The sequence below is a fragment of the Amycolatopsis sp. CA-230715 genome (assembly GCF_018736145.1).
Lineage (GTDB): Bacteria > Actinomycetota > Actinomycetes > Mycobacteriales > Pseudonocardiaceae > Amycolatopsis.
In genome coordinates this window covers 2483104-2501078 of record NZ_CP059997.1, presented here as the reverse complement: position 1 = coordinate 2501078, position 17975 = coordinate 2483104, and the positions used below count along the sequence as shown (strand labels likewise).

At 70.2% G+C, this 17975-nt stretch carries 16 protein-coding genes and 1 pseudogene; 6 read left to right on the top strand and 11 right to left on the bottom strand.

From position 1 onward, the window contains the following. Positions 1-22: 22 nt before the first annotated feature. Entirely contained in the window at positions 23-1639 is a 1617-nt protein-coding gene (locus HUW46_RS11375; RefSeq protein ID WP_215547245.1) for a sensor histidine kinase, read from the top strand. Then, complete coding sequence (locus tag HUW46_RS11370; RefSeq protein ID WP_215547244.1) at positions 1636-2298, top strand: response regulator; 663 nt, start codon at positions 1636-1638, stop codon at positions 2296-2298. Before HUW46_RS11375 ends, HUW46_RS11370 begins: the two co-directional genes overlap by 4 nt. 59 nt (positions 2299-2357) lie before the next feature. On the opposite strand, the gene HUW46_RS11365 is transcribed toward HUW46_RS11370, so the two are convergent. Continuing rightward, complete coding sequence (locus HUW46_RS11365; RefSeq protein WP_215547243.1) at positions 2358-3572, bottom strand: alpha/beta hydrolase; 1215 nt, start codon at positions 3570-3572, stop codon at positions 2358-2360. A gap of 180 nt (positions 3573-3752) precedes the next feature. Here HUW46_RS11365 and HUW46_RS11360 point away from each other — a divergent pair, with 180 nt between their 5' ends. Further along, complete coding sequence (locus HUW46_RS11360; RefSeq protein ID WP_215547242.1) at positions 3753-4202, top strand: MarR family winged helix-turn-helix transcriptional regulator; 450 nt, start codon at positions 3753-3755, stop codon at positions 4200-4202. 4 nt (positions 4203-4206) lie between these two features. Here the strand turns inward: HUW46_RS11360 and HUW46_RS11355 are convergent, their stop codons facing one another. Beyond that, on the bottom strand, positions 4207-5328 hold the full coding sequence (locus tag HUW46_RS11355; protein ID WP_215547241.1) for an LLM class flavin-dependent oxidoreductase: 1122 nt from the start codon (positions 5326-5328) through the stop codon (positions 4207-4209). Positions 5329-5501: 173 nt separating this feature from the next. On the opposite strand from HUW46_RS11355, the gene HUW46_RS11350 reads away from it, so the two are divergent. Next, positions 5502-5984: a winged helix-turn-helix domain-containing protein gene (locus HUW46_RS11350; RefSeq protein ID WP_215547240.1), complete on the top strand. Its 483-nt coding sequence runs from the start codon at positions 5502-5504 to the stop codon at positions 5982-5984. 34 nt (positions 5985-6018) lie between these two features. Continuing rightward, positions 6019-6975, top strand: a complete 957-nt coding sequence (locus tag HUW46_RS11345) for a cyclase family protein (RefSeq protein ID WP_254126066.1) — start codon at positions 6019-6021, stop codon at positions 6973-6975. A gap of 109 nt (positions 6976-7084) precedes the next feature. Here the strand turns inward: HUW46_RS11345 and HUW46_RS11340 are convergent, their stop codons facing one another. The 8 genes from HUW46_RS11340 to HUW46_RS11310 form a co-directional block, all read right to left on the bottom strand. After that, positions 7085-8332, bottom strand: coding sequence for an HNH endonuclease signature motif containing protein (locus HUW46_RS11340; RefSeq protein WP_215547239.1), 1248 nt, complete (start codon positions 8330-8332; stop codon positions 7085-7087). Positions 8333-8615: 283 nt separating this feature from the next. Then, positions 8616-8930, bottom strand: coding sequence for an ATP-binding cassette domain-containing protein (locus HUW46_RS11335; protein WP_215547238.1), 315 nt, complete (start codon positions 8928-8930; stop codon positions 8616-8618). Between the two features lie 120 nt (positions 8931-9050). Beyond that, complete coding sequence (locus HUW46_RS48765; protein WP_256451426.1) at positions 9051-9182, bottom strand: hypothetical protein; 132 nt, start codon at positions 9180-9182, stop codon at positions 9051-9053. A gap of 129 nt (positions 9183-9311) precedes the next feature. Then, positions 9312-10448, bottom strand: coding sequence for a SagB/ThcOx family dehydrogenase (locus HUW46_RS11330; RefSeq protein ID WP_215547237.1), 1137 nt, complete (start codon positions 10446-10448; stop codon positions 9312-9314). A 174-nt stretch (positions 10449-10622) separates the two neighbouring features. Continuing rightward, positions 10623-11840: an MFS transporter gene (locus HUW46_RS11325; RefSeq protein WP_215547236.1), complete on the bottom strand. Its 1218-nt coding sequence runs from the start codon at positions 11838-11840 to the stop codon at positions 10623-10625. Continuing rightward, entirely contained in the window at positions 11837-12610 is a 774-nt protein-coding gene (locus HUW46_RS11320) for an ABC transporter ATP-binding protein (protein WP_215547235.1), read from the bottom strand. Before HUW46_RS11320 ends, HUW46_RS11325 begins: the two co-directional genes overlap by 4 nt. Beyond that, entirely contained in the window at positions 12607-13650 is a 1044-nt protein-coding gene (locus HUW46_RS11315) for a FecCD family ABC transporter permease (protein WP_215547234.1), read from the bottom strand. Before HUW46_RS11315 ends, HUW46_RS11320 begins: the two co-directional genes overlap by 4 nt. Then, a complete protein-coding gene (locus tag HUW46_RS11310) occupies positions 13647-14714 on the bottom strand; it encodes an ABC transporter substrate-binding protein (protein WP_215547233.1) in 1068 nt (355 codons plus the stop codon). The genes HUW46_RS11315 and HUW46_RS11310 overlap by 4 nt, the downstream gene beginning before the upstream one ends. A 796-nt stretch (positions 14715-15510) precedes the next feature. Here HUW46_RS11310 and HUW46_RS11305 point away from each other — a divergent pair. Further along, positions 15511-16240 (top strand): annotated as a pseudogene (locus tag HUW46_RS11305) (PP2C family protein-serine/threonine phosphatase); the annotation flags it as partial. A 291-nt stretch (positions 16241-16531) separates the two neighbouring features. On the opposite strand, the gene HUW46_RS11300 reads toward HUW46_RS11305, so the two are convergent. Beyond that, positions 16532-17953 carry an amino acid permease gene (locus HUW46_RS11300; protein WP_215547231.1) on the bottom strand — a complete coding sequence of 474 codons (1422 nt, stop codon included), beginning with the start codon at positions 17951-17953 and terminating at the stop codon, positions 16532-16534. Positions 17954-17975 lie beyond the last annotated feature (22 nt).

The following is a 17975-nucleotide window of genomic DNA, read 5'->3' as shown; positions in this document are numbered from 1 at the left end:
ACGGAGAACGGAGCGGCGGGGCATGCGGCAGCAGACGGCGTGGTGGCGACGGCCGGTGGTGGCCGTCGCGGCGACCGATGCCGTCCTCGCCGCGTTCGTGGCCGTGCTGACCGTCGTGCTGGCCGATCTCGTCCCGGCGTGGGGCTGGCCCGGCGTGCTGGAATCGACGACACCGGTGCTGGCGGGGGTACTCGCCTGCGCCGCGGTGCTGATCGGGCTCCGGCACGTCGCCTGCTCGGTGTTCGCGCTGCTGGGCGCGGCCGTGCTGTTCGGCCTGTTCCCCGCGACCGGTGCGGTGCTCGCCGCCGTCGCCTACGGCGCGGGCGGGCGGCTGCGCACCGCGGGCCGCCGGTGGGCGGTGCTCGGCCCCGGTGTGCTGATCCCGGTCGCGGTGGTGCTGCTCACCCAGCCCGCGTTCCGGTGGAAGTACGTCGTGGTGGTCATCGCCATTTCGACGATCCTCTGCATGGCGGTGCCGTGGCTCGTCGGCACCGTGCAGGCGCAGCAGGCCAAGCTCGTCGTCGCGCTGGGCGAGCGCGCCGAATTCCTCGCGCAGGCAAGGCATTTCGCGCGCTCGGAGGCGCGGCTCGAGGAGCGGTCGCGGATCGCGGGCGAGATGCACGACCAGCTCGGGCACCGGCTCAGCCTCATCTCGGTGTACTGCGGCGCGCTCGAAGTCGCCGCGAAGGGCCAGGAACCGAAGCTCTACGAGGCCGCGCACCAGGTCCGTTCGACCGCGAGGACCGCGCTCGACGAGCTGCGCCATTCGCTCGGCGCGCTGCGTCCCGACGACGAACCCGCCGATACGGAGGAGGCGACCGGGACCGAAGCGGACGTGGCGCGCCTCGTCGAATCCTCGCGCGCCGGGGGCATCGACGTAACCCTCGACTGGCGCGGTCCCGATCTCGTTTCCGCCCCGCCGCCGTTGCGCCGCGCGGTGCACCGCGTGGTGCGGGAGGCGCTGACCAACGTGCACAAGCACGCCGCCGCCGCACCGGTGACGGTCACCGTCGAGCACGGCGAGCGGGTGCTGGTCGAGGTGCGCAACGGTCCCGAACCCTCCGGCGCCGCACCGGAACGGCTGCCCGGCACCGGCCGCGGCCTGGTGGCGCTCCAGGAACGCGCGCGCCTGCTCGGCGGCACGCTCACCGCGGGCACCGAGGACGGCGGCGACTTCGTCGTGTCGATGTCGCTGCCGACCGGCGCGCCAGCCCCGGTGCGCGGGCCGTCCAATGTGGACGAACCGGTTTCCCCGGACGAACCCGTCGCGGCGACGCGGCCCGCCGTGCGGCTCGCGGCCGGGCTGCTGCTGGGCATCGGGCTGGCGGCGGTCGACGCGCTGCTGCTGATGACCCTCGCGGTCGTGCCGCCGCTCGCCCCCGCGGACAGCGACAACCCGCTCGCCAGCGTCCGGCTCGGCATGACCGAAAACGAGGTCGAGGAGTGGTTCGGCCCGAACGAACCCGCGGCGGAGATCGCCGCGACGGGCCACGAACCGCCGCGACCCGCCGATACCGAATGCACCTACGTTTCGGCCGACGACGAGCCCGATTCCGGCACCGCGGCGGTGTTCCGGTTCTGCTTCGGCGAGGACGGGCTCGTGGACAAGACCTGGTTCGAGATCCCGGTGCCCGAATGATCCGCGTCCTGCTCGCCGACGACGAACCCCTGCTGCGCGCCGGGGTCGCGCTGCTGCTGAGCCACGCGGACGACATCGAGGTGGTGGCCGAGGCCGGTGACGGGGCGGAGGCGATCGCGGCGGTCCGGCGGCAGGAGATCGACGTCGCGCTGGTCGACATCAGGATGCCGAAGGTGGACGGGCTCGCCGCGGTCGAAGAGATCGCCGTGGTCGCCCCGGACGTGCGGGTCATCGTGCTGACCACGTTCGGCGACGAGGCCTACGTGGCACGGGCGCTGCGGGCTGGCGCGGCCGGTTTCCTGCTCAAGGACGCCGAGCCGACGCAGATCCTGCACGCGGTGCGCGCCGCGACCGCGGGCGACGCGGTGCTTTCGCCGCGCGTGACCCGGCGGGTCATCGAACGGAGCCTCGCCGCCGATTCCGCCTCGGACCAGCGCGCCGCCCGTGCGCGGGAACGCCTCCGCCCGCTGACCCACCGCGAACGCGAAGTGCTGGTGATGCTGGGCCGCGGCATGGCGAACGCCGAAATCGGCCAGCGGCTCGACCTGTCCGCGGGCACGGTGAAGGTGCACGTGAGCCGGATTCTGGTGAAGCTCGGCTGCGCGAACCGGGTGCAGGCCGCCATCCTCGCCAACGACGCGGGCCTGCTCGCCGAATAGCGGGCATCGCACGAGGGAAGGTCCACTGTGGAGCAGGGGATACTCCACAGTGGACCTGGCTACTGCTCGACCCCGGTGAGCGCGCCGTGGCCGCCGGTGTTCGGCAACGGCCACGGTTGCACCCCGCCGGTACCGGTCACCGGCGGGTCCGGCGGCGGGGTCGGCGCCGCGCTCCGCTGCCCCAGCCAGCTCAGCACCGGGCCGAGCTGCGACTTCAGCGTGTTCACGTTGTGCCCCGCGTCGGGGATGGTCCAGGTGAACAGCCTCGTCGGCGCGACGAGCGCGGCCTTGATCGCGTCGATGGCGGCGAGTTCGTCCGGTTCCCGCTGGCCCGCGACGGCGAGGACGTCGAGCGCGGCGGGGTTCTTGTGCAGCGTCTTGCTGACCGTGTTCGCGTCCCCGATGTCGGCGCGCCCCTTGAACAGGTCGCCGCCGGTCTCCACCCCGGTCTGCGCCTTGTCGTAGCCGCTGACGCTGACCACGTTCGCGTACCACTGCGGGTGCCGCGCGGCGAGGTTCATCGCGCAGTAGCCGCCGGATGACCAGCCCGCGAGGGACCACGCGCGCCGTTCCGGGGACACGCGGAGGGTCTGCACCGCCCACTGCCGGATGTCTGCGGACAGGTAGGTGTCGTTGGCGCCGCCGCCGACCGCGTCGACGCATTCGGAGTCGTGGTTGATCCGGGGCTGCCCGCTGGGATCGGGGATGATCACGACCGACGGCGGCAGCTTGCCCTTGGCGATCGCGGCGTCGAGCGCGTCGGGCAGCTTGTAGGTATTGATCGCCACCTCGGGCCCGGACGGGTAGTTCGGGAACCATTCGATCACTCCGAAGAGGCGGTCGTGCCACGCCGGATCCGCGTAGGCGGCGGGGAAGTAGACGTTGACGTCCCGCTCGATCCCGGTGCGCTTGCCCTTCACCGGCATGTGCACCGTGGATCCCTTGCCCTGCAGCGCGCGCTGATAGTTGGCTTCGGCGAGCCTGCCCAGCCCCGAGCCGTTGGCGCCACCCTCGCCGTTGGTGCCCTCGCCGGGGTTCGCCGAGGTGCCCAGCAGCGAGCCGAGGGTGGGGAAGAACCCGCCGACCATGTTGAGCGCGAGCCCGCTGGAGAGCAGTACCAGCAGGACCGCGAGCACGGTGGACGCGCTGCGCAGCGTGCGCTTCCACCGCCACTTGTCCCAGAACCATGGCACCGCGACGACGGCGAGCAGCGCCAGTACCGAAACGATGATGAGGCCGAGTGAGGAATCCAGCCGAATACTGCTCGCGTGCATGTTTTCAAGACGCCTTATGCCAGGTAAAAGTTGTCACGGATGATCCGGTTTTCCCCGCATTTTCCGGACAACCCGCCCAGTACCCCTTGTGAGTCGGCTCACCAGGGGAGAGAAAGGCCAGCTTACCAGGGCGGATCGGGCAATTAATCGGGCATCTCGCGCGGGGTAGTGTCGGAGTGCATGACGACGAGGACGGTGAGCATCGACGACGCGCTGCGGGTCGTGATCGCGATGCACAGGCTGATGCGGAGCCTGCGGCGCAGTAGCAACACCGGGTCGGTGCACCCGACTCAGCTCATCGTGCTCGCCCTGCTCGCGCAGCACGGCCCGATGCGCGTCGGCGCGCTGGCCGAGCGCGTGCCGTGCTCCCAGCCGACCGCCACCACCGCGGTCGCCGGCCTGGAAGAGGCCGGGCTGGTCCAGCGCGAGCCCGACCCCCGTGACGGCCGCGCGACCCACGTCGTCGCCACCACGGCTGGCGAGGAGACCATGCGGTCCTTCGCGCGCTGCGAGGCCGAAGCGCTCGCGGACAAGCTGTCGGAACTGCCGCCCGAAGACCTCGAACTCCTGCTCGACGCGACCCCGGTGCTGGCCGCGCTCGCGGAGCAGCCGGTGCGCGCCCCGCGCTGAACCGTCACTGCCACGCTTCGGCGAGCAGTTCGTAGGAGCGCACGCGGTCGGCGTGGTCGTGGGTGATGGTCGTGATCGCGAGTTCGTCGGCGCCGGTCGCTTCCTGGAGCTGTGCCAGTTTCGCGGTGACCGTCGCCGGTGAGCCGGTGAACTGGGTGGCGACCCGGTCCGCCACGAGCTCGCGGTCTTCGTCGGTCCAGTGAAGCGCTGCCGCGCTTTCGGGGCTGGGGAACGGGATCGCGCCTTCGAACCGCCGGATGCTCCGCACCCACGCCGCGTACCCGGCCGCGAGCCGCCGCGCGTCCTCGTCGGTCTCGGCCACCACGACGTCGGCCGAGACCGCCACGTACGGCCGGTCGAGCGCGTCCGACGGCTCGAACGCGGCGCGGTAGGCGTCCACCGCTTCGAGCACGGTGGCCGGGCTGACGTGGTAGTTCGCCGCGAAGCGGAGCCCGTTCGCCCCCGCGACGGTCGCGCTCAGCCCGGCGCTGCTGCCGAGGATCCACACCTCGACGTCCGCGCCTTCCCCCGGCGTGGCGTGCGCTTCGACGCCGTCCGGTGTGCGGTACGTGCCACCGAGCAACGCGAGGATGTCGGCGACCTGGCCCGCGTAGTCGGGCGGTTGCCCGCCCCCGGGGCGCAGCAGCGCGGAGTTCGCGGCGAACCGGTCCGAGGTGGTCAGTTTCGCGACGTCGACGGACGCGGGCTTCGGGATGAGCAGTCCGTTCGGCGCGGTCCGTTCGACCACGCCGGTGGTGTCCCGCCGCGCACGCTCCTTGAGCAGCTGCGGCCCGCTCCGGCCGAGCCCGAGGTCGATCCGGCCGGGGTGCAGCGCGTCGATCAGGCCGAATTCCTCCACAGTGGACAGTGCGGTGCGGTGCGCGAGCTGGACACCGGCGGAGCCGAGCCGGATCCGCTCCGTCGCCGCGGCCACGAGCGCGATCACGACCGAGGGTGAGGCGCCCGCGACGCCGGGGTTGAAGTGGTGCTCGGCGAACCAGTACCGCCGGTAGCCCGCGCGCTCCGCCCGTCGCGCCAGATCGACGGTGTTGCGGACCGCGTCACGCGTGGTGGCGTCCGCGGAGATCGGGACGAGGTCGAGTACCGAAAGCGGGATCGGGGACATGTGTGCCTTTCAGTTCGCGTCCGGCCACGGAAACCAGTGTGCGGGCGATTCCGCGCACGGGGAGCGGGTGATCAAGGAGTGGGATTTTCCACCGTGCGGGAAGCGTTGACCGCGTCCGCGCGCGGTGGTGCTATCGAAAACACGAATCGGGGCAGCCCATCGGAGGAAATCTCATGACCGCGTCCGTCGTCCGCGTAGCCACGGAGACCGGCGGGATCGGCGTGCACATCCGCCTGTCGGACCAGGCGGGTTCCGCCGACTACCCCGGCCTGGTCGCCGACGTCACCGAGGCGATCGACGCGGTGCTCGCCCGCCGCGGCACCGGCGTCACCGTGCCGCCGCAACGAGGAACCGCGGGCGAGCCCCTGGTCATTCACCTCGCTTCGCGGCAGGTTTTCGCGCACGGAGAACCGGTCCGCCTGACCAGACTGGAGTTCGACCTGCTGGAGTTCCTGTGCACCCGTCCCGGCGCGGTGCACGACCGGAAGACCCTGATGCGCGAAGTGTGGGGAGAACCGTACGGGCACGGCTCCCGCACCATCGACGTCCACATCCGGAAACTGCGGGAAAAACTGGGCGCGGGCACCGCGAACATCACCACGCTGATCGGCGTCGGCTATCGTTTCGACGGGTCGGGCCGCGCTTTGGTAGCTTGACGCCTCCACCCGTGTGACCGGAGGAGCTTGGGGAATGACGGCAGGGCGGCCGATACCCGCGCAGGACGACGTGCTCGAGTACTTCAGCGCGCTGTCGAACTGGGGGCGGTGGGGCGACGAAGACGAACTCGGCACGCTGAACCACATCACCGACGACGTCCGGCTGGGCGCGGCGCGGGCAGTACGCCACGGCAGGAGCGTGTCGTGCTCGTGGGAGGTGGCCGTACCGGAGGAGATGGAGCGGTCGACGACGACGTGCCCGTGCTTCGCCGACACGCCGGGTGTCGAGAACATGCCGCTGCCCGGCCTCCGCAACGACCGGCACTGGGGTTATTCGAACGAGCGGCTCGGCATCCTGTTCCACGGCAACACCATCACCCACGTCGATTCGCCGTGCCACATCTTCTGGGACGGCAAGATGTACAACGGGCGGTCGCACTCGCTGGTCGACGCCGAGACGGGCTCGGCGTGGGGTGCCGTCACGGCGGCGGCGAACGGGATCGTCACGCGTGGTGTCCTGCTGGACATCGCGAAGGTCCGCGAGGTGCCGTGGCTGGAACCGGGCGAGGGCGTGTTCCCCGAGGACCTCGAAGCGGCCGAGCGTCGCCAGGGCGTGCGGGTGCGACCCGGCGACGCGGTGCTCCTGCGGACCGGCTACGGCCACGCCCGGCACGAATCCGGCGTGTCCGGCGGTGTCACCCAGGCAGGCTGGCACGCGTCCTGCCTGCCGTGGCTGCACGACCGGGAAGTCGCCCTGATCGGCGCCGACACCCCGCAGGACGTTCAGCCGTCGGGGTACGAAGACCTGGCGATGCCGGTGCACACCGTGGGCCTCGTCGCGATGGGCCTGTGGCTGCTCGACAACTGCGACCTGGAAGCGTGCACGGCGACTGCCGCCGAACTCGGTCAGTGGGACTTCCAGCTCGCGGTCGCGCCGGTTCGCTTCGCCGGTACGTCCGGCAGCCCGGTCAACCCGATCGCCACGTTCTGACCCATGCCCGACCCGTAGTCCATCTCCTTGCGGTCGTCCAACCATGTGCCACATCTATCGAGACACGACATCTCAAGATCATTCTGTTAGGCCCCCTTGAGCAACAAGCTCAGGCGGCGCGGGGTTGTGCGGTGTGGATGGTGTTGGTCCGGGGTCTTCGCCAGGGATCCAGGAACTCCGGTGGGGTGAACTCGGGCATCCCGTTAACCATGCGGACTTTCCAGTCACTGTTGTGCAAGAGGCGGTGGTGGTGTCCGCAGAGGAGGACGAGGTTGCCGAGGTCGGTGGTGCCGCCGTTCCACCATTCTCGGACGTGGTGGGCGTCGCAGTGGCGGGGCTTTCGGTTGCAGCCGGGAAAGGAGCAGCCGCCGTCGCGGATGGCGAGCATGAGGCGGAGGCCTTCGGTCACGATTGGCTTGGCGCGCCCGTATTCCAGGGGTTGACCGTCAGTGCCGAGCACGGCGGGGATGACTTTGCAGTCGCAGGCGAGGATGCGGGCTTCGCTCGCGGTGATGTTCGTGACCAGGTCGAGGCAGGCTTGCCCGAGTCCTTTTTGGAGGAGTTCGAGGGGGATGGTGATGACGATGTCGCCTCGGGTGCTGCTGTGGTTCGGCGCATCCGGGTGACTCGCGGCTAGGTTCACGATCTCCATGAAGGCATCCCCGTAGCGCTCGGCTTTGCCGCGCACCAGGGGGTTGTCCTCTTTATGGGGCAGTGCCAGAGGTTCTAGGAGTGCGAGGGTTTTCGCGCCGGACACCGGGTCGAGGTAGCCGTCGAATTTGATGGAGCCGTCTTTGCCTTGGCGGTATCGGAAGGCGCGTTTGGGTTCGGGGGTGTCGCGGGGTTCGGCGCCGTCGGGGTCGAGGGTGTCGCGCAACCGTTGGCCCGCGGCGGCGACCTCCGCCGTGGTGGCGTTCCGAGCGAGATCGACCAGAGTCTTCTCGGTCTTCTCCCGCTCCTCGACCGGTACGGTGTCCGGGATGGCCTGCAGTGCCGACACGATCCCATCCACATGCAGTGGCGAGATCGCGCCTTCGGCGGCGGCTTCTCCGGTCAGCGGCGCCGCAGCGGGAATTTCCGTGCCATCGATACCCCGGCTGGGGTTGATCGCGAGCGCCCGCGCCACCAGTTTCCGCACCGCGGCCGAGGAAGTCCGCGCCACCTCCGCCACCAACGCGGCGGTGGAAGGGTATCCGAGTTCACGTGTGCCGCCATTGTCGAGTTCAGCGATCAACCGGCAGACCCGGGATTCCTGCTGCCACAAGGACATCATCTCTTCCCGCAGCAGCGCGGCTTTCTCGCGCGCGGCGAGCTGCCACAGCTCCCGCTGCGGTGTAAGGGAAGAGGTCTCGGACACGCCACAATTCTACCGCGACCGCACAGAGGTTCGATTGGTCCATTCAGGTAGCTATTCACGTTGTCGTGGAGACTGTTGGTAGCCAAGGGTTTCCGATGAGGGCGTGGACGTTGTTCTTGCGGACTGTGGCGAAGTGGGGGGAACAAGATCTTCCACGCGGACACTTGCAACCTCTTCCTAAAATGGACAACTTCTGAAAAGGTTTCACAATAAGAAGGTCTTAGACATCGCAGCGGGAAGCCAGGCAACAAAAGCCGCCCATCCTCTTCAGTCCAAAGCCTTTTTAGACCGCAACCCAACACGGCGAACCGGCCACCGCAAGCAAGGTGGAGACGCGGGCGCGCCGGTCGCCGATACCGAAGGCGCGCAACGGTTCCGCGACGACCTGTTCGATGGTGAAGCGCGGGTCCAGTGAAGCGTGGGGGTTTTGGTAGACGAGCTGGAACCGTTGCCGGAGCCGCCGGAGTTCCGCACCGGAGACCGCCGCCAGGTCCGTGCCGTCGAAGGTGGCGGTGGTGGTCTTCTCCGAGCCGGATTCGCCGACCAGCGCGAGGGTGGTGCCGCGGGCGACGGTGAACGAAACATCGCGCACCGCCACGGTCGAAGCGCCGAACGTTTTGCGAGCCCGGTGACGGCCAGCAGATCCGTGTCCCCGGAGCGGGGCGGTCGCGACGGGCGCGCGAGGCTGGGGCGGCCGCGACACCGAGGTCGTGTGTGATCAGCAGTACCGCGGTGCCGGATTCGGCGGTTTCGGCGGGCCCGCGTCGGTGGGACCCGCGCCGCCGCCCGGTGCGCACGCCGCGAGCACGACCAGCGCGAGCGCGGGCGCGGTGAGGCGAATGGACCGCACGGGTCACCTCCGGGAGGGCGTGATCACGGCGCCGGTGGGGACGGGGCCGTGTCGCGCTAACCAGCAGCGTCCACAGTGGAACACGTTCTCCCGGATCGTGAGAACCCGTGCGGTACGGGGAACTTCTGCCTAGCCTCGGTAGTACGGATGAGCCGCGACGCGCATGTCGATGGGGTGCCCGTCGGTCGGTCCGGATGGGCGTCCGGCGCCGAACAGGTACAGCGCGGTTTCGCCGATGCCGTCCACGCCGAGTGCCGCTTCGACCTCGCTGTCGCGGAACGCCGCGGTCTGGAACGGGCCGAGCCCGGCGGCGGTGGCCACTAGGTCGAAGGTCTGCGCGAGGTGCCCGGCGTCGAGCATGATCATGCGCAGCGTGCGCGGGTGCCGGTACTTGTAGGCGGCCCGTTTCACCAGTGCGGTCAGGAAGATCGTGAACCCGGCGGTCACGGCCATCTGCTGCCCGAAGGCGAGCCGGTCCACCTGCTCGCGGCCAAAATCGGCGTCGAGCAGTTCGAGGCTGTGCTGCTCAAGGTTGTAGTGGTAGAGACCAGGTGCGACGCCTTCGACGTTGAGCACCGCGACGTAGGCCTCCAGCTCGTGCCGCGCGCCGCCGCCGGGGCTGGTGCGCATGAACAGCGTGCCGTACTCGCGGGCGTCGACGAAGTACATGGGCGCGAACGTGTAGTGCAGCACGGTGGCCAGTTCGCGCAGGGTCACTGGGCCGTCGGTGAACTCGCGGTGCGTCCGGCGCGCGAGGAGCACGTCGTCGAAACCGCGGCGCAGCGGCAGGAACGCCCTGGGCAGCCTGACGCGTAGCGCGTCGGGATAGTGCTTGAAGATCTCCGGCGGCGGCCCGCTTTCCAGCGCGACGGTGGCCGCTTCTCTGCGGTGTTCGTCGTCGTCGCCGATGTAGACGGCGTCCTTGGTGCCGAAGTGGAAGAATCGTGCTTCCTCGCTCCAGTTCTCCCATTCCGCCGAGAGCAGGTCTTCCCGCCCGGCCTCTTCGATGGTGTGCAGAAGCCCGGCCTCGGTCAGCACTTCCAGGGACGCGCGCACGGATTCCGGGTCGAACCCGGGCAGCGCGTCGAGCACCGACTCGGTGTCGGTCCAGTCGGTGAACAGGTCGAGCAGGCGGAGCGCGGTTTCGTCCACGACGACGGCGTTGTCCTCGTCGACGTCGGAGGATTTGGTGGCGAGATAGTCTTCGAGGACGAACTCGCCCTCGCTCCAATAGCCGACCAGGCTGCGGGCACGACGAAGCTTCACGGGGTTTCCCCTCTCCCAAGACTCAGTGAGACACTGGTGGACGGGAGGCGGGGCAAGGTACTAGCTTGCCCCGCCTCCCGCTTATCGACTACCGGCTACGCCGGGTGGTTCGACAGCAGGTTGCCGCGGGTCTTCTTGCGACGCACCTTCACGACGAGCTTCGCCATCTTCAGGTCACCTCCCTTCGCTTCCGGTTCCGGACCTGCCCTCGGCGAGGGCGTTCTGGGGTCCCAGCAACGCGGGACGGGAGAACACGGCGATCGACGCCGTGACGAGGACGAGTGCGCCGAGACCGGCCGTCGCGCGCCAGCCGGCCTGGTCGGTGAGCCAGCCGCCGAGGCCGGTACCCGCGGCGTTGCCCGCGAAGGTGGCGGTGGTGGCCCACGCGAAGGCTTCGGCGATCGTGCCTGCCGGGGCGCAGCGGCCGATCAGCGCGAACTCGCCGACCGTCACCGGGGTGAGCGCGAGCCCGGTGACCACCGCGAGCGCGAACATCACCGGGACCGACGAGCCGGTCAGCAAGAGCAGGACTCCGGCGCCGTAGCACGACAACAGGATCGCGTAGCGCCGTTCGACGGGCGTCTTCCAGTCGCGGGCGCCGTAGGCGAGCCCGCTCACCGCGCTGCCGACGCCGATCGCGGTGTACAGCAGCCCGCCGGACTCGCCCGCGAACCCGATCAGCCCCACCCGCACCAGCCCGAGCGCGAGGCCAGCCGCCGCGATCGTGCCGAGCAGCAGCCGGAAACCCTTGGCCCGCAACGGTCCCAGGCCGCGCCCGGAGGCGCCGGGACGTGCCGCGCGGCACGCGGGCAGCGCGGCGAACACGCAGGTGCCGGTGACCAGCAGCGCCCCGGTGACGATGACCGCGGTGACCGGTCCCGTGGCCAGCGTCAGCCCGGTGACCAGCAGCGGGCCGCCGATCAGGAACACGTCGAGCTGCAGCGAATCCAGCGCGAGCGCGGTTTCCAGCAGGCGCTCGCTCAGCTTTCCCCGCCACAGCGCGCGCTGGCACGCGGCGATCGGCGGCACCGAGGCGCCGAGCACGACCGCGGTGACCGCCAGCAGCCACAGCTGCTGTGTTGCTGGCGCGAACTCGGCGGCCAGCACCACCGCCGCGAACGCCAGCCCGTTCACCGCCGCGGCCCCGGCGAGCGGCCGGGCCGGGCCGTACCGGTCGGCGAGCCTGCCGAGCGCGGGCGCGGTGACGGCGAACCCGACGGCAGCCGCGGCGGCCACCAGGCCCGCCTGCCCGAGCGAGCCGGTCGCGTCCTGCGCCAGCAGCAGCAAGGAAAGCCCGTACATGCTCACCGGGAGCCGGGCGAGCGCACCGGCGGCCAGCACCGCGGGAACACCGTCGGTGCGCAGCAGTTGCGCGTACTTTCCCCCGGTCACGGTTCGTCCAAAGGGGACAGGATCAGGTGCGGCACCCCGGTCCTCGGGTGTTCGACGACGTCGGCGTCGACTTCGAAGACCTCGCGGACGAGGTCGGTGGTGAGGACCTCGGCGGGTTTCCCGCTGGCGACGATGCGGCCGCCGGAGAGCACGTGCAGGCGGTCGCAGTGGCCCGCGGCGAGGTTGAGGTCGTGCACGGCCATGAGGGTGGTGAGGCCGAGTTCGCGCACCAGCAGCATGAGGTCGAGCTGGTGGCGGACGTCGAGGTGGTTCGTCGGCTCGTCGAGGACGAGCACCGCGGTGCGCTGGGCGAGCGCGCGGGCGAGCAGGACCCGTTGCCGTTCGCCGCCGGAAAGCGTGGCGTAGCGGCGTTCCGCGAGTTCGCGAGTGTCTGTTTTGGACAGTGCGTCGTCGATGATCTCGTGGTCGGTGGCGGTCATCGCGGCGAACGGGTGCTTGTGCGGGGTGCGGCCCATGGTGACCATTTCGCGCACGGTGATGTCGAAGTCCGAGCGCGTTTCCTGTGGTACCGCGCCGATCCGGCGGGCGAGGTCGCCCGGCCGCAGCGAGGCGATGTCGGTGGAGTCGAGCAGTACCCGGCCCGCGTGCGGCTTGAGGTGGCGGAACGCGGTGCGCAGCAGGGTCGACTTGCCGCTGCCGTTGGGCCCGATCACGCCGCTGACCTCACCGGGCGCGGCGATCAGGGAGGCACCGGAAACGATGGCACGGCCCGAGATCCGCACCTGGACGTCTTCGATCGCGAGCGTCATAGGCCGGTCTCGCTCACCCTGCGGCGCGACAGCAGCACGAGGAACACCGGCGCGCCGATGACCGCGGTCAGGATCCCGACGGGCAGTTCCTGTGGGCTCAGCAGTGACCGCGCCAGCAGGTCGATCAGCACCAGGAACGCCGCGCCAGCCAGCAAAGCGGCGGGCAGGATCCGGCGGTGGTCGCTGCCCAGCAGCAGGCGGACGGCGTGCGGCACGACGAGCCCGACGAAGTAGATCGACCCGGACAGCGCAACCATCACGCCGGTGACGAGCGAGGTCGTCGCGAACAGTTCGCGGCGAAGCCGGGTGGGCGGGATGCCGAGGCTGGTGGCGGTTTCGTCGCCGACGAGCAGCGCGTTGAGCGCCCGCGCGCGGAAGAGCAGGGCGGCGAACCCGATCAGCAACGCCGCCGCGGGCACCCCGATGTCCGCCCAGCGCGCGCCGGCGAGGCTGCCCAGGATCCAGAACAGCGCGGAGTTCGTCTTTCCCGGGTCGTCGGCCTGGAGCACCAGGTAGTTCGTCACGCCGAGCAGCGCGTGCCCGACGACGACGCCGACCAGCAGCAGCCGCGACGGCGCGAGCGCGCCGCCGCGCACGGCCAAGGTGTAGACCAGTGCGAGCGCGGCGAGCGCGCCGAGGAACCCGGCCAGCGCGTGGGAAGTGGCTCCCCAGAAGCTGATCCCGAGCACGAGCGAACCGACCGCGCCCACCGTGGCGCCCGACGAGATGCCCAGCAGGTACGGGTCGGCGACCGGGTTGCGGACCAGCGCCTGCGTGGACACGCCGACGAGGGAGAGCCCGGCGCCGACGAGCGCGGCCAGCAGCATCCTCGGCAGCCGCAGGTCCCACACGATCGCGTCCTGGGAGACCGTCCAGGTGGGATCGCCGAGCCCGGTGAGCCGGTGCCAGAGGATCTGCCACACCGTCAGCGGCGGCACGCTCACCGAGCCGTGGCCGATCGCGGCCGTCGCGGCGACGACGAGCGCTATCGCGAGCCCGGTGAACACCACGGCGGTCGACGCACGGTGTCCTGCCTTCACCGGACGCGGTCCGGATGGAGCTGGTGCGCGAGCGAAACCACGGCGTCGGCGTTGCGCACCCCGCCGTTCGAACCCTCTTCGTAGACCAGACGGGCGAACCTGCCCTGTTTGACCGCGGGAGTGCCGGACAGGCCGGGGAAGGTGCGGACGAACTGCTCGGCCTTGGCGAACTCGGCGTCGGTGTCGGCCTTGACGCCCTTGTCGTAGACGATCAGCAGGATCGCCTCCGGGGCCCGCTGCGCGACCTGCTCCCAGCTGACCTTCTGGTACGCCTTGTCGAGATCGGAGAAGACGCTGCGGCCGCCCGCGAGCGTGATCACCGGGTTGACGCCCTGCCGGTTCCCCGGCGCGTACGGGGTTTGCGTGCCTTCGTCGAACTCGAACGGGAACACGCTGACCGGGGCCGCGCCGCCGAGCTTCGCCGTCACGCCGTCGGTGCGCCGGCGCATGTCGGCGATCAGCTTGGCGGCCCTGTCCGGCACGCCGAACACCTTGCCGAGGCTGTCGATGTCCCGGTAGACGAGGTCGAGCCCGGTCAGCGCGCTTTTCGCCGCGGCCGCGCACGAGGTGCTCACCGCGAGATAGGACGGGATCTTCTCCTCGGCCAGTTCCTGCTGGCTGGTCGCCCCGTTCGAATCGAAGTTCGAGGAGAAACCGCCGACCACGAAATCGGGCCGCGCGGCGGCGAGTTGTTCGCGCGGTACGGGTTTGTACGAGCCTGGCGCGTATTCCCCTGCCAGTTTCGGGATCTTCGCCAGGTCCGGTTCGAACCGCGGTGGGAACGTCCCCGGTTTCGGGGGCGAGCCGATACCGACCACTTTGTCCTGAACTCCCAGCCAGAACAGGATTTCCAGCACGCTGTTGGTCAGCGCGACCACGCGCTTCGGCGGTGCGGTGAACGAGGCTTGCCTGCCACCGCAGTCGGAAACGGTGACCGGAGCGTAGTTTCCCGCTGCGGCTTTGGTGTCGTCCGGTACGCCGGACGGGCCACCGCACGCGCAGAGCGCGCCGAGGAGTAACACGATCAGGGTGCGGGGACGGGGAAAACGGTTCTTCACCGGCATTCGGCGCTCCTAGCGGTCCTGTCGGGCGAACCGGGAGACCGTAGCGAACTTCCCGTGGCTTCGGTGATTCCGACCGCTGGATGAGACACCATCGAAACCAGGTAGCGCGCGCAGGCTTCGGATTCCGGTGGTGCGGCCCATTCCCAGCAGCCGCGCGTCGGGCTGGCCAGCACGACCGCGATCCTGTCCCGCGGGCAGGACCGTACGCACCCGGACACCGTCACGGTAACGGCTTCGCGGCCGAGCATTGTGTACACGAGCGCGCGCACGCGGCGGACCCACGCATCGTCCTTGCTGGACTCGCACCGGCCGCACACCATGAGCACGGCGCCCCGCCGCGGCCGCCATCCCGAGTTCTCGCCTTCGCACACAGGGAGGAAGTCGTACCGCGGGCCGTTCCGGTTCCCGCCCGTTCGAGGGTTTTCGATCGGATTCGCTTGCACGGCGTTCAACCGGTGCGCCGATTCGGTATTTTCCGCGCGCCCGTGCAAGACCGAAATTCAATTCGTTTTCCCCGGTGTCCGCACCACAATTCCCCGTCCCGCGCGTGCGGCCCGATCCCCTGATGGCCACCATGACGGCACTGAGTGCCCGAACCGCGGCCTTCGCGACCGGCACCCCGGCCGCCCCGCGCGGGCCGGTGGCGCGCGGCTCGGCGGTCCCGGCGCCCGTGGTCGTGACGGAGGGTGGTCTTGCCAGGTCGGACCCGGTGGCGTCAAGGGCCGCGTAACCAGGAAGGGTGACGGGCTAAGGTACATTCACATCCTCTCGACGGTGTTCATACGGAGCTGCGCTTATGCCCCTCGTGCTCAACTACACGGCCCGCAGTGACCGCGGCCTCGTGCGCTCCAACAACGAGGACTCCGTCTACGCGGGGCCCCGGCTGCTGGCGCTCGCCGACGGCATGGGCGGACACGCCGCGGGCGAGGTGGCCAGCAAGGTGGTGATCGCCGCGCTGGCGCCGCTCGACGAGCACGAGCCGGGCGAGGACCTGCTCGGCCCGCTCCGCGACGGCATCGCCGAGGGCAACGCGGCGATCGCCGAGCTGGTGACCTCCGACGCCGATCTCGAGGGCATGGGCACCACGCTCACCGCGATTCTGTTCGCCGGCACGAGGCTCGGCCTCGCGCAGGTCGGCGACTCGCGCGGCTACCTGCGCCGCGACGGCGTGTTCGCCCAGATCACCAAGGACGACACGTTCGTCCAGTCGCTGATCGACGAGGGCCGGATCACGCCGGCGGAGGCCAGGATCCACCCGCAGCGCTCGCTCGTGCTCAAGGCGCTGACCGGGCACGCGGTGGAGCCGACGCTGGCCGTCCGCGAGGCGCGGGCAGGCGACCGGTACCTGATCTGCTCCGACGGCCTGTCCGACATGGTCACCTTCGAGGCCCTCGCCGAGCTGATGGAGATGCCGGACCCGCAGGAGTGCGTGGACCGGATGATCGAGATGGCGCTCAAGGGCGGCGGCACCGACAACGTCACGGTGATCCGCGCCGACGTGATCGACGTCGAAGAGCGCGCGCCGCAGAGCGAGGCGACACTGGCGCTGCCGCAGCCGAGCAAGCCCCAGATGGAACCGGTGCACCCGAGCAGGCCCGCGATGGAGCCGGTCGGGCTACCGCAGCCGAGCAGGCCGCAGGAGACCGCCCCGATCGAACGGCCCCGCCGCAACGGCCTGCGCACGCTGCTGATCACCTGCGGGATCGTGGTCGTGCTCGGCGGCCTTGCCGCCCTCGGCTGGTGGTACCTCCAGACGCACTAGGCAGCCATCTCCGGCGCCCCGAAAGTGACCTTCGGGGCATCTAACGCCCCGAAGGTCACTTTCGGGGCGTGCCGGACATGGCCGAGCGCCGGTAGCCGTAGCCCGCGTAGAGGACGAGGCCGACTACGAGCCAGCCGAGGAACCGCGACCAGGTCACCCAGTCCAGCTGGCTGACCAGCCACACCGAGAACGCGACGCCCACCGCGGGCACGAACGGCACCCAGGGGCAGCGGAACCCGCGCGGCAGGTCCGGCTGCCGCCGCCGCAGCACCACGACCGCGATCGAGACCACCATGAACGCGGCGAGGATGCCGATGTTGGTCAGCTCCGCGGCCTCCCTGATCGGCAGCAGCCCCGCGATCAGCGCCGAGACCACCCCGACGATCCAGGTCACCCTGCTCGGCACCTTGCGCACCGGGTGCGTCTTCGCGAACCACTTCGGCAGCAGGCCGTCGCGGCTCATCGCGAACCAGACCCTGGTCACCGCCAGCATGTTCGCGAACATCGAGGTGGTGATGCCCAGTACCGCGCCGACCGCGACCACGATCGCCAGCGACGGCAGCCCGACCGCGGCCAGCGCGCTCGAGAACGGGCTCTGCGTGTCGATGTCGCGGTAGTTCTGCATGCCGAGCAGGACCACGCACACCAGCACGTAGATCACGGTCGCGATGCCGAGCGAAAGCAGGATCGCCTTCGGCATCTTCTTGCGCGCGTCGTCGGTCTCCTCAGCGGCCGCGCTCATCGCGTCGTAGCCGTACACCGCGAAGAACGCCGTCGCCGCGCCCGTCACCGCCCCGCCGATCCCGTACGGCAGGAACGGCGTGTAGTTGCCGCCCTTGATGTGGAAGGCGCCCGCGACGACCACGACGAGTACGAGCACCACCTTCATCACCACGAGCGCGGTCTCGACCCTGGCCGAGGATTTGGCTCCCCGGTTGAGGATCCACGCGAGCAGCAGGCACATCAGCATCGCGAACAGGTCGATCCGGTGCCCCGACCCGGTCCCCGGCGCGCCGAGCATCCAGTCGGGCAGGTCGAATCCGAGCTGCTGCACCAGGTACGAGAGGTACCCCGAGACGCCGATCGCGACCACGGCCACGATCGCGGTGTACTCCAGCAGCAGGTCCCAGCCGATCAGCCAGCCGACGACCTCGCCGAGCACCGCGTAGGCGTAGGTGTAGGCGGATCCGGCCTTGGGGATGAGGCTGGTGAATTCGGCGTAGCACAACGCGGCCGCCGCGCTGGCGAGCACCGCGAGCACGAACGAGATGAGCACGCCCGGCCCGGCGAGCTGGTTCGCGACCACCCCGGAGAGGGAGAACACGCCCGCGCCGACGAGCCCGCCGAGGCTGAGCGCGGTGAGCTGCCAGGTGCCCATCACCCGTTTCAGCCCGGTGTCGCCGTTCACGGGTTCTTCGATGTCGTCGATGGGCTTGCGGCGGAACAGGCCGCGGTCGGTGAGCGGCTTCGTTGCCATCTCGGTTCTTCCCTTCTCCAGG